The 11,346-nt window shown below is 76.0% G+C and carries 10 protein-coding genes; 5 read left to right on the plus strand and 5 right to left on the minus strand.

The genetic code is table 11. The annotated features are described in order from the left end of the window. Positions 1-40: 40 nt before the first annotated feature. Both rsrA and AC3WUG_RS18370 read right to left on the minus strand, forming a co-directional pair. Positions 41-343, minus strand: a complete 303-nt coding sequence (rsrA, locus tag AC3WUG_RS18365; protein ID WP_492328983.1) for a mycothiol system anti-sigma-R factor — start codon at positions 341-343, stop codon at positions 41-43. Next, a complete protein-coding gene (locus AC3WUG_RS18370; RefSeq protein ID WP_492328984.1) occupies positions 340-1,101 on the minus strand; it encodes a sigma-70 family RNA polymerase sigma factor in 762 nt (253 codons plus the stop codon). The genes rsrA and AC3WUG_RS18370 overlap by 4 nt, the downstream gene beginning before the upstream one ends. A 135-nt stretch (positions 1,102-1,236) precedes the next feature. Here AC3WUG_RS18370 and AC3WUG_RS18375 point away from each other — a divergent pair, with 135 nt between their 5' ends. From AC3WUG_RS18375 to hisN, 4 genes are all read left to right on the plus strand, one after another. Continuing rightward, positions 1,237-1,815, plus strand: a complete 579-nt coding sequence (locus tag AC3WUG_RS18375; protein WP_492328985.1) for a DoxX family protein — start codon at positions 1,237-1,239, stop codon at positions 1,813-1,815. Positions 1,816-1,894: 79 nt separating this feature from the next. Continuing rightward, a complete protein-coding gene (aroA, locus tag AC3WUG_RS18380; RefSeq protein ID WP_492328986.1) occupies positions 1,895-3,193 on the plus strand; it encodes a 3-phosphoshikimate 1-carboxyvinyltransferase in 1,299 nt (432 codons plus the stop codon). 16 nt (positions 3,194-3,209) lie between these two features. Next, positions 3,210-4,256, plus strand: coding sequence for a ribosome small subunit-dependent GTPase A (rsgA, locus tag AC3WUG_RS18385; protein ID WP_492328987.1), 1,047 nt, complete (start codon positions 3,210-3,212; stop codon positions 4,254-4,256). 40 nt (positions 4,257-4,296) lie between these two features. Then, a complete protein-coding gene (gene hisN / locus AC3WUG_RS18390; RefSeq protein WP_492328988.1) occupies positions 4,297-5,091 on the plus strand; it encodes a histidinol-phosphatase in 795 nt (264 codons plus the stop codon). 141 nt (positions 5,092-5,232) lie between these two features. Here hisN and AC3WUG_RS18395 read toward each other — a convergent pair whose 3' ends face one another. Continuing rightward, entirely contained in the window at positions 5,233-5,733 is a 501-nt protein-coding gene (locus AC3WUG_RS18395) for a DUF6912 family protein (protein WP_492328989.1), read from the minus strand. A 503-nt stretch (positions 5,734-6,236) separates the two neighbouring features. Between AC3WUG_RS18395 and AC3WUG_RS18400 the strand changes: the two genes are divergently transcribed. Then, complete coding sequence (locus AC3WUG_RS18400) at positions 6,237-6,917, plus strand: Rv3235 family protein (RefSeq protein WP_492328992.1); 681 nt, start codon at positions 6,237-6,239, stop codon at positions 6,915-6,917. A gap of 58 nt (positions 6,918-6,975) precedes the next feature. On the opposite strand, the gene secA is transcribed toward AC3WUG_RS18400, so the two are convergent. Next, the gene (secA, locus tag AC3WUG_RS18405; RefSeq protein ID WP_492328990.1) at positions 6,976-9,792 is read right to left on the minus strand and encodes a preprotein translocase subunit SecA; all 2,817 of its coding nucleotides are present in this window, start codon (positions 9,790-9,792) and stop codon (positions 6,976-6,978) included. Positions 9,793-9,977: 185 nt separating this feature from the next. After that, positions 9,978-11,156: a winged helix-turn-helix domain-containing protein gene (locus tag AC3WUG_RS18410; protein WP_492328991.1), complete on the minus strand. Its 1,179-nt coding sequence runs from the start codon at positions 11,154-11,156 to the stop codon at positions 9,978-9,980. Positions 11,157-11,346: the final 190 nt, after the last annotated feature.

The following is an 11,346-nucleotide window of genomic DNA, read 5'->3' on the forward strand; positions in this document are numbered from 1 at the left end:
GGGCCTGGACCCCCCCCGGGGGCCCCCCCCCCCGTGCCGCTCAGAGCGTGCGCGTGACCCGGAGGGTGGTCAGCTGCGCGTGGATCTTCACCCGCAGGTCCGCCGGGGCCTTGTCCTGGCAGCACCGCTTGACGAGTTCCTTGAGCATCGTCTCGACGGCGATCTCGTCCAGGCAGGGCCGGCAGTCCTCGATGTGCTGCCGCACCTGGTCCGCGTCGCCCGGCTCGAGCTCGCGGTCCACGTAGGCGAACAGCCGGCCCAGCGCCTGCTCGCACTCCGGGCCGCACGACCCCTGGTCCCCCGCTGCCGGCGTCGACGTCCCCGCGGCGTCCAAGCCCGTCATCGTGCCCTCCTCGACGATCCCGTGCCGTCCCCGCCCTCGGCGGTCGCGGCTCCCCCTGCCGGCACCAGCCCCCGGTCGCGCGCGTAGTCGGCCAGCATGTCGCGCAGCTGGCCCCGCCCGCGGTGCAGCCGGGACATCACGGTCCCGATCGGGGTGCCCATGATCTCGGCGATCTCCTTGTAGGCGAACCCCTCGACGTCCGCCAGGTACACGGCGATCCGGAAGTCCTCCGGCAGCCGCGCGAGCGCGTCCTTCACGTCCGAGTCCGGCAGGTGGTCGAGCGCCTCGGCCTCGGCGGAGCGCAGACCCGTCGACGAGTGCGACTCGGCCCGCGCGATCTGCCAGTCCTCGATCTCGTCCGCCTGGGACTGCTGCGGCTCGCGCTGCTTCTTGCGGTACGTGTTGATGAACGTGTTGGTCAGGATGCGGTACAGCCACGCCTTGAGGTTCGTGCCCGGCCGGTACTGGTGGAAGGCGGCGAACGCCTTCGCGAACGTCTCCTGGACCAGGTCCTCGGCGTCCGACGGGTTCCGGGTCATGCGCAGGGCGGCGCCGTACAGCTGGTCCAGGTAGACCAGCGCCTCGGCCTCGAACCGCTCGCTGCGCGCCGCGTCGTCCTCGGACTCGGGGGCGCGTGTGGTGTCCTCGCTCATCACCGCCGAGCCTAGTGCGCGCGGAGGCACCGGGCCGCCCGGGCGGGGCAGCACGGCGACGCCACCGGCGGAGGCGGCCGGCCGGTCGAGGGTGGTACAGCTCATGGACGGCACAACACGGACGCCCGCCCCGGGCATTCCCGGCCCGCGGGCGGAGGTTCCCGGGGGCGGCGGGCACGCCGCGCCGCTAGGTTGGGCGGGAGGCGTCCGTGCGTCGCGGACGGCCGGGAGGAGGACGTCATGCTGCTGCGCCGCATCGCCCGACCGCTGTTCGCGTCGTGGTTCCTGAGCGAGGGGGTCGACGCGCTGCGCCGACCGGCCGCGCACGTCGCGGTCGCCCGCGGTGCCGTCGAGCGGCTCGACGCGTCCGTCCCGCGCGGCGCCCTGGGCGGTGCGCTCGACGCGTACCGCCACCCGTCGGACGCGCAGCTGACGACCGTCGTGCGGGTGCACGGCGGCGCGACCGCGCTGGCCGCCCTGCTGCTCGCCACCGGGCGTGCGCCCCGCGCCGCGGCCCTGGCGCTCGCCGCCCTCACGCTGCCGCTCGCCGCCGCCGACTCCCCGGCCTCCCGCAAGGAGCGCCGCACGCTGTCCGAGCAGGAGAAGAAGGACCGCAAGGCCCGGTTCCTGCGTGGCCTGTCGATGACCGGCGGCGCGCTCATCGCCGCCGCCGACACCGGCGGCCGGCCCTCGGTGCGCTGGCGCGTCGAGCACGCCCGGGCGACCCGGGCCGCGACCGCGAAGGCGGCCGCGGCGGCGACGGCGACGAAGGCCGCCTCGAAGGCCGCGTCGAAGAAGATCACCGACGCGGTGCACTGACGCCGTGCCCGGCGCGCGGGTGACCCGGTCGGCGGACACCCGGGCCGGGCGGGCCGCGCGCCCCGATAGCCTGACGGCCATGAGCTCCGAGGTCCTCCCCACCGCGCCCGACTGGCCCGCCCCGACGGCGACCGGCCCCCTGGACGCGGCCGTCGAGGTCCCCGGCTCCAAGTCGCTGACCAACCGCTACCTGGTGCTCGCCGCGCTCGCCGACGGCCCCGGGCGGCTGCGCGGCGCGCTGCGCTCCCGGGACACCCTGCTCATGGCGCAGGCGCTGCGGGACCTCGGGACGACGATCGAGGACGACCCCGCCGCGCCCGGCGACTGGCTGGTCACCCCGGGTGCGTTCCGCGGGCCGCGGGCGGTCGACTGCGGGCTGGCCGGGACGGTCATGCGCTTCCTGCCCGCGGTGGCGGCGCTGGCGGACGGCGACGTGCGGTTCGACGGCGACGCCGGCGCCCGGGTCCGCCCGATGGGCCCCGTGCTCGCGGCGCTGCGCGCGCTGGGCGTCGGCGTGACCGAGCACGGCGAGCCCGGCCACCTCCCGTTCACGATCACCGGCACCGGGTCCGTCGAGGGCGGCGTGGTGGACGTCGACGCGTCCGGCTCCTCGCAGTTCGTGTCCGGCCTGCTGCTCACCGCCCCACGGTTCGAGCGGGGCCTGACCATCCGGCACACCGGCCCGACGCTGCCGAGCCTCCCCCACATCGAGATGACGGTCGCCGCCCTGCGCGCCGCGGGTGTCGTGGTCGACGACTCGGTGCCGACGGTGTGGCAGGTCGAGCCGGGCCCGGTCGCCGCGCGCGACGTGCGGGTGGAGCCGGACCTGTCGAACGCCGCGCCGTTCCTGTGCGCCGCGCTGGTCGCGGGCGGGACCGTCCGGGTGCCGGGCTGGCCCGCCGCCACGACCCAGCCCGGCGGCCTGCTGCCCGGGATCCTCGAGCAGATGGGCGCGACGACCCGGCTCGACGGCGACGTGCTGGCGGTGACCGGCACCGGCGAGGTGCGCGGCGTCGACCTCGACCTGCACGCCGCCGGCGAGATCGCGCCGACGATCGCCGCGGTCGCCGCCCTGGCCGGCTCCCCGACCCGGCTGCGCGGCATCGCGCACCTGCGCGGGCACGAGACCGACCGGCTCGCCGCGCTGTCCGCCGAGATCACCCGGCTGGGCGGGCAGGCGGAGCAGACCGCCGACGGCCTGGTCATCACCCCGCGGCCGCTGCACGCCGGGACCGTCCGGACCTACGCCGACCACCGGATGGCGACGTTCGGCGCGCTGCTCGGCCTGGCCGTCCCCGGGGTGCAGGTGGAGGACGTCGCGACCACCGCCAAGACCATCCCGGACTTCGTGGGCCTCTGGGACGGGATGCTGGCGTGACGGGGGGCTGCTGACCGTGGCCCGCCGCGCGCTCGACGAGTCGGACGTCCGGGTCCGGCCCAGCCGCCGGGGCACCCGTCCCCGCACGAAGACCCGCCCGGAGCACGCCGACGCCGACCGCGCACTGGTCACCGGCGTCGACCGCGGGCGGTACACGGTCCTGGTCGACGCCGACGGGCCCGACGAGCGCATCGCCGTCGCGATGAAGGCCCGCGAGCTCGGCCGCGAGCGGGTCGTGCCGGGCGACCGGGTCGACCTGGTCGGCGACACCTCCGGCGCCGAGGGGTCCCTCGCGCGCATCGTGCGGATCGTCGAGCGCAGCACCGTCCTGCGGCGCACCGCGGACGACACCGACCCCGTCGAGCGGGTCATCGTCGCGAACGCCGACCAGCTCGTCGTCGTCACCGCCCTGGCCGACCCCGAGCCGCGGACCCGGATGATCGACCGCTGCGTCGTCGCCGCCTACGACGCCGGCATGGACGTGCTGCTCGCGCTCACCAAGGCCGACCTCGCCGACCCCGCCGCGCTGCGGGCGCTGTACGAGCCGATCGGCGTGCGCGTGGTCGTCAGCTCGCGCACCGACGAGGCCGCGATCGAGGGGCTGGACGAGGTCCGCGCCGCGCTCGCCGGGCGGATGTCGGTGCTGGTGGGGCACTCGGGCGTCGGGAAGTCGACGCTCGTCAACGCCCTCGTCCCGGATGCGCTGCGGGCGGTCGGCGTGGTCAACGACGTCACCGGGCGCGGGCGGCACACGTCCACGTCCGCGGTCGCGCTGCGCGTCCCCGGCGAGCCGGGCACCTGGGTCGTCGACACCCCCGGGGTGCGGTCGTTCGGCCTGGCGCACGTCGACCCGGACCACCTGCTCGGCGCGTTCGCCGACCTGGCCGAGGTCGCCGAGGAGTGCCCGCGCGGCTGCACGCACGCCGCCGACGCGCCGGACTGCGCCCTCGACGAGTGGGTCGAGGCGTCCCCCGACGAGCCGACCCGCGAGGCCCGGACGGCGCGGGTGGACTCGTTCCGCCGGCTGCTCGTGAGCCGCTCGGGCGCCCCGGACGCGGGCTGACCCGGGCGTCCGCGCCGCGCGGCCCCGATAGGTTGGACCCATGACCCGGTACGACGACGACCTGCGCCTCGCCCACGTGATCGCCGACCAGGTGGACGCGCTCACCATGTCGCGGTTCAAGGCGCAGGACCTCCGGGTCGAGACCAAGCCCGACCTCACGCCCGTGTCCGACGCCGACCGGGCCGCCGAGGAGCTCATCCGCGCTCAGCTGTCCCGGGCCCGCCCGCGGGACGCCGTGCACGGCGAGGAGATGGCCGACACCGGCCACGGGCCGCGGCGCTGGGTGGTCGACCCGATCGACGGCACCAAGAACTTCGTCCGCGGCGTGCCGGTCTGGGCGACCCTGATCGCGCTGCTCGACGGCGACGAGGTCGTCGTCGGCCTGGTCAGCGCGCCCGCGCTCAACCGCCGGTGGTGGGCCGCCGTCGGCTCGGGCGCCTGGACGGGGCGGTCGCTCGCGTCGGCGACCCGGGTGCAGGTGTCCGAGGTCGGCCGGCTGCAGGACGCGTCGCTGTCCTACTCGAGCCTGAGCGGCTGGGAGGAGCAGGGCCGGCTCGGCCACTTCCTGGACCTCACCCGCAAGGTGTGGCGCACCCGGGCGTACGGCGACTTCTGGTCGCACGTGCTGGTGGCCGAGGGCGCCGTGGACGTGGCCGCCGAGCCCGAGCTCGCGCTGCACGACATGGCGGCCCTGGTGCCGATCGTCACGGAGGCCGGCGGGCGGTTCACGTCGGTGCAGGGCGTCGACGGCCCGTTCGGCGGCAGCGCGCTGGTCTCCAACGGGCGGCTGCACGGCGCGGCGCTGCAGGTGCTGGACCCGCTGATCGAGCACTGACCCGGGCGCGCTGCGCGCTCCGCCCCTCCGCTGCCGAGGTCGGTGCTTCGCGCCGAGCTCGGTGCGTGCAACCACCGAACTCGGCCGGAACCACCGACCTCGGCGCGCCCGCCGGCAGGCTGCGCGCGTGGGCGCGGGCCGTCAGCGCGGGATGCGGGACAGCTCGGTCGCGTCGTACCAGAGCAGGTCGCGCTCGGCGAGGGAGTCGAGCGCGGCGTCGTCGCCGTCCAGCGCGCGGGCGACCTCGTCCTTGGCGGCGGGCTCGTCGACGTGGGCGCACACGACGACGTCGAGGGTCGCCGGGGCGGTGAGCGTCACCAGGCTCGCCGCCTCGTCGTCGACCCCTGCGCCCTCGTCGGGCGCGCCGTCGCCGGGCGCGCCCTCGCGCACCGCGTCGTCCGGCACCTCGACGGTGACCACGAGGCGCAGGCCGGGCGCGTCCGGGCGGGACGCGAGCAGGACGAGCGCGTCGTCCGCGGCCATGAGCTGCGCGGCGAACTCCACGCCCTCCTCGTCCTCGTCGGGCAGCAGCGCGGTCAGCGCCGGCGTGACCGCGTGCGCGCGGCGCGGGGCCGCGAGCGGGGCGCGGCCGCCCAGCAGGTCGTCGAGCTCGTCCAGGGTGGCAGGCAGGTAGAGACGCACGGGACCAGTGTGCCGCCCGGCGGCGCTCCCGGCGCACATCGCGGACGAACCCGGGCGAGTCCCGCGCGTCGCGCGCCGACCCGCCGGGACTTGTCCCCAGGTGCCGGAGGACTCCCTGGCGCGCGCCGGGTGCGGAGGGGTACATCTGTGCCGGGCGGCGGGGCCGACCGACCACGGAGGTAGCACATGAGCAGGAACTGCACGAGCACGACCACCACGGGCGACCCGTGAGCACGGCGGTCGAGGTGCGCCTCGTCCCCGCTCCCCCGCCGATCCCGCCCGAGCCGGCGGAGGCGGTCGAGCCGCGGCCCCCGGTCGTCGAGGGCGGGTCCACCGCGCCCGGCCGCGGGACGGGCGCGGACCGCGACGGCGCACCGGGAGCGGCGGCGGGCGGCACGGCGCGGGGTGGCACGGCGCGGCGTGGCACGGCGCGGGAGGACGCCGTGCGGGAGGACGCCGTGCGGGAGGACGCCGTGCGGGAGGACGCCGTGCGGGAGGACGCGGTGCGGGAGGACGCGCCCGCGCCGAGCACCGGACGGTCGGGGCGGCCCCGGCACCCGCAGACGTCGCGCGCCGCCCCGGTCCGCACGGCGGGTGGGGCACCGGGCGGGGCGCGCTCCGGGGCACCGGGCGGGGCGCGCTCCGGGACACCGGGCGCGGCGCGCTCCGGGGGACCGAGTACGGCACCTGCCGGGACACCCGGCAGGACGACCGCGGGGACGCCGGGGAGGGCACGCGCCGGGACACCGGGCGCGACGACCGCCCCGACGCCCGGCGGGGCACCCGGCGGGGCGCCGGACCTGGACCCGCGGCAGGCGTGCTGCATGGTCGCGCTCGCCGCGGTCGAGGTGCTCGCCGGCAGCCGGCCCCTGGCCCAGCTCGCGCGGTGGCTCACGCCCGAGGTCTACGACGGGCTCGCACGCCGGGCTGCCCTCACGGCACCCCGGTCCCGGGTGCTCGACGCCGCCGCGGGCGTGCGCGACCTCGCCGCCGACCCGACGGACACCGTGCCCGCAGGGGCGGCACGGCGCCCGTCGGTCCGGCGGGTCCGGGTGCACCGCGTCGACGGGCACACCGTGGAGGCGTCGGTGGTGGTGGCCCAGGCCGACCGCGTCCGCGCCGTCGCGGTCCGGCTCACCCGGTCCACCGGGCGCTGGCGCGCGGCGGCGCTCGTCGTGGGCTGACGCAGCGCCGCCCGCCCTCCCCGCGCGGGGTGGGCGGGCGGCGCTGGTCCGCGGGGGCTCAGCCCCGGCGGCGCTGCTGCTTCGCGGCCTTGCGGCGCGCCTCGCGGTTGCCCGCGTCCTCGCCCGCGCCGTCCGCCGCGGCGGGGGCGGCCCCGGCGGCGGGCTCCGACGTCGCCGGACCGGCCGCGCGCCGGCCCCGGGTGACGGTCGTGCCGCTGTCGCCGTCGACGCTCGGCGCCGAGTACTGCAGCGGCACCTTCCGCTCCGGGCCGTCGATGCCCTTCGCGACCAGCACCGGCTCCGCGGCGGCGGCCGGGGCGCCGTCGGCGGACCCGGCGACCTCGTCCTTGAACGTCGGCGCCTGCGCGGGCGCGTCCGCGACCTTGACCTCGAGGTTGAAGAGGTAGCCGACGGCCTCCTCCTTGATCGCGTCGGTCATGGCCTGGAACAGCTGGTAGCCCTCGCGCTGGTACTCGATCAGCGGGTCGCGCTGGGCCATCGCGCGCAGGCCGATGCCCTCCTTGAGGTAGTCCATCTCGTAGAGGTGCTCGCGCCACTTGCGGTCGAGCACGGACAGCACGACCCGACGCTCCAGCTGGCGCATGCTGGCCTCGCCGAGGGACTTCTCGCGCTCGGAGTACGCGATCCGCGCGTCGGACAGCAGCTCGGCCTTGAGCAGCTCCGGGGTGACCCGGCCGAGGCCGCCGGCCTGCTCCACGACCTCGTCGACGTCGATCGACACGGGGTACACGGTCTTGAGCGTGGTCCACAGCTGCTCGAGGTCCCAGTCCTCCGGGTGGCCCTCGGCGGTCGCCGCGGTGACGTAGTCGTCGAGCACGTCCTCGAGGAAGTGCTGGACCTGCTCCTGCATGTCCTCGCCCTCGAGCACGCGGCGGCGCTGCTCGTAGATGACCTCGCGCTGCCGGGACAGCACGTCGTCGTACTTGAGAACGTTCTTGCGGATCTCGAAGTTCCGCGCCTCGACCTGCGACTGCGCGGACCGGATGCCGCGGGTCACGATCTTCGACTCCAGCGGCAGGTCGTCCGGGAACCCGGCGCGGGTCATCATCGACTCGGCCATGCCGGAGTTGAACAGCCGCATGAGGTCGTCCTGCAGCGACAGGTAGAACCGGGACTCGCCCGGGTCGCCCTGCCGGCCGGAGCGGCCGCGCAGCTGGTTGTCGATCCGGCGGGACTCGTGCCGCTCGGTGCCGAGCACGTACAGGCCGCCGAGCTCCACGACCTCGTCGTGCTCCGCGGCGACCGCGGCCTTCGCCTTCTCCAGGGCGTCGGGCCAGGCGGCCTCGTACTCCTCCGGGCTCTCGTTGGGGTCGAGCCCGCGCGACGCCAGGTCGGCGACGGCCATGAACTCGGCGTTGCCGCCGAGCATGATGTCGGTGCCGCGGCCGGCCATGTTGGTGGCGACGGTGACGGCGCCCTTGCGGCCCGCCTGCGCGACGATCGACGCCTCACGGGCGTGCTGCTTGGCGTTGAGCACCTCGTGCGGGACGCCCGCCTTGCGGAGCTTCTTCGAGAGGATCTCGGACTTCTCGACGCTCGTGGTGCCGACGAGCACGGGCTGGCCGTTGGCGTGCCGCTCGACGATGTCGGCGACGACCGCGTCGTACTTGCCCTCCTCGGCCTTGTAGACGAGGTCGGCCTGGTCGATCCGCTGCATCCCGCGGTTGGTCGGGATCGGGACGACGCCCAGCTTGTACGTGCCCTGGAACTCGGCCGCCTCGGTCTCGGCGGTACCGGTCATGCCGGCGAGCTTCTCGTACAGGCGGAAGTAGTTCTGCAGGGTGATCGTGGCGAGGGTCTGGTTCTCGGCCTTGATGACCACCCCCTCCTTCGCCTCGATGGCCTGGTGCATGCCCTCGTTGTAGCGGCGGCCCGGCAGGACGCGGCCCGTGTGCTCGTCGACGATGAGGACCTCGCCCTTGTCGACGATGTAGTCCTTGTCGCGCTTGAACAGCTCCTTGGCCTTGATGGCGTTGTTGAGGAAGCCGATCAGCGGGGTGTTCAGCGACTCGTAGAGGTTCTCGATGCCGAGGTAGTCCTCGACGCGCTCGATGCCGGGCTCGAGGACGCCGATCGTGCGCTTCTTCTCGTCGACCTCGTAGTCGCGCTCGGGCTGCAGGCGGCGCACCACCTTGGCGAACTCGGAGTACCAGCGGTTGGCGTCGCCGGAGGCCGGGCCGGAGATGATGAGCGGGGTGCGGGCCTCGTCGATGAGGATCGAGTCGACCTCGTCCACGATCGCGAAGTGGTGGCCGCGCTGCACCAGCTCGTCCGTGCTCCACGCCATGTTGTCGCGCAGGAAGTCGAAGCCGAACTCGTTGTTCGTGCCGTAGGTGATGTCGGCGGCGTACTGGACGCGGCGCTCGGCGGGGGTCTGGCCGGACAGCACCACGCCGGTGGTCAGGCCGAGGAACCGGTAGACGCGGCCCATGAGGTCGGCCTGGTAGCTCGCCAGGTAGTCGTTGACCGTGACGACGTGCACGCCCTTGCCGGTGAGCGCGTTGAGGTACGCCGGCGCGGTGGCGACCAGGGTCTTGCCCTCACCGGTCTTCATCTCGGCGATGTTGCCCCAGTGCAGCGCCGCGCCGCCCTGCAGCTGGACGTCGAAGTGCCGCTGGCCGAGCGTGCGGCGCGCGGCCTCGCGCACCGCGGCGAACGCCTCGGCCATGAGGTCGTCGAGCGACTCGCCGTCCGCGAGCCGGGCCTTGAACCGGTCGGTCTCCTCGCGCAGCTCGGCGTCCGACAGGGACGTGAAGCTGTCCTCCAGCGCGTTCACCTGCTGGGCGACGCCCGACAGCTTCTTGAGGATCCGTCCCTCGCCCAGGCGGAGGACCTTCTCGAGGATCGCAGGCACGTGCACTCCCGACTCGCTGCGCCGCACGTGGCCACGTGCGGCGTCCCGGCGTCCCGACCGCACAGCCGGGCCCCGACCATCGTAGGTGAGGCGCGGCGACGCGCAGCAACCCGGCACCCCGCTCGGTCGCCCCTCCGGCGCCCCGCCGCCGCGGGTGGGTGCGTCGGCCCGCCGCGAGCAGCGCGTCAGCCCGCGGCGAGCGCCCCCGCCAGCACGGGGGCGAGGGTCCCGCGCGGCGTGCCGTCCCGGTCCCCCACCAGCACGTCGTCCAGCCCGAGCCAGGTCGCGAGCAGCCGCAGCTCGGCCGCGAGGTCCGCCGCGACGTCGCCGGGCGCCGACCCCGGGACCGCCCCCGGCACCGGCCCGGCGGCCTCCGCGGGGTGCGCGGCGTGCACCCGCAGCACCCCGGCGCGGCGGTCCGCCTTGAGGTCGACGAGGGCGGCCAGCCGCTCGCCGCGCAGGAACGGCAGCACGTAGTAGCCGTGCACGCGCTGCGCCTCGGGCACGTAGATCTCGATGCGGTACCGCAGGCCGAACAGCTCCTCGAGCCGGCGGCGCTCGAACACGAGCGGGTCGAACGGGCTGAGCAGGGCGCGGCCGGTGGCGCGGCGGGGCAGGTCGGCGTCGGCGTGCAGGTAGGTGGGGCGGGCCCAGCCGTCGACCTGCACCGGGACCAGCGTCCCCTCGTCGACGAGGTCGCCGACCGCGGCGCGGGCCCGGGGCCCCTTGATCCGGAAGTAGTCGAGGAGGCAGCGCTCCGAGGCGACCCCGTGGGCGCGCGCGGCGATCCGGAGCAGCGCGCGCACCGCGTCGTCGTCGTCGGGCTCGGGCGCGGCGAGCACGTCCGGCGGCAGCACCCGCTCGGTGAGGTCGTAGCACCGCTCGAACTGCGGGTTGCGCCGGGCCGAGGCCACCTGCCCGGTGAAGAACAGGTACTCCAGCACCCGCTTGGCCGCGGTCCAGTTCCAGCCCCACTCCGTCCGGTCCCGCGGCACGGGGCCCTCGACGCGCGCGTGCACCTCGCTGGCCGTGAGCGGGCCGTCGTCGGCGATCATCGCGAGCACGTCGGCCACCAGCGGCGAGTGCGTCAGCGGCACCTCGCGGATCGAGCCCCACGCGTAGTCGCGGTAGGCGCGCCGCCGCCAGCCGAGCAGCGCGTACGTCTCCGGGGGCACGTACGAGGCCTCGTGCGCCCAGGTCTCGACCAGCCGGCGCGGTGCGCGGCCGGCGGCGCGGTCGAGCAGCGCCGGGTCGTACGGGCCGATCCGGGAGAACGTGGGCACGAGGTGCGCGCGGGCCACCACGTTGACGGAGTCGATCTGCAGCAGCCCGAGCCGGTCGACGACCTGCTGCAGCTGCCGCATCGTGGCCGGCCCGGTGCGCTCGGCGCGCGGGCGGTCGAGGCCCTGGGCGCGGAGCGCGACCCGGCGGGCCTGGGACAGCGACAGGGTGGCCGAGGGGCGGTGCGCCGTCCCGGTGGCGGCGCGGCGGGCGGCGGCGAGCCGGCGGCCGGGCTGTCTCTTCTACACATCTGACGCTGCCGACGAAGGCCGT

This window comes from Cellulomonas sp. EB106-03-03-XG116 (genome assembly GCF_058792015.1).

Coding starts and splice junctions, on each gene's coding strand:
- rsrA (WP_492328983.1), bottom strand. CDS start 343: ATGACGGGCTTGGACGCCGCGGGGACGTCGACGCCGGCAGCGGGGGAC.
- AC3WUG_RS18410 (WP_492328991.1), bottom strand. CDS start 11,156: ATGCGGCAGCTGCAGCAGGTCGTCGACCGGCTCGGGCTGCTGCAGATC.
- AC3WUG_RS18375 (WP_492328985.1), top strand. CDS start 1,237: ATGCTGCTGCGCCGCATCGCCCGACCGCTGTTCGCGTCGTGGTTCCTG.
- hisN (WP_492328988.1), top strand. CDS start 4,297: ATGACCCGGTACGACGACGACCTGCGCCTCGCCCACGTGATCGCCGAC.
- AC3WUG_RS18370 (WP_492328984.1), bottom strand. CDS start 1,101: ATGAGCTGTACCACCCTCGACCGGCCGGCCGCCTCCGCCGGTGGCGTC.
- aroA (WP_492328986.1), top strand. CDS start 1,895: ATGAGCTCCGAGGTCCTCCCCACCGCGCCCGACTGGCCCGCCCCGACG.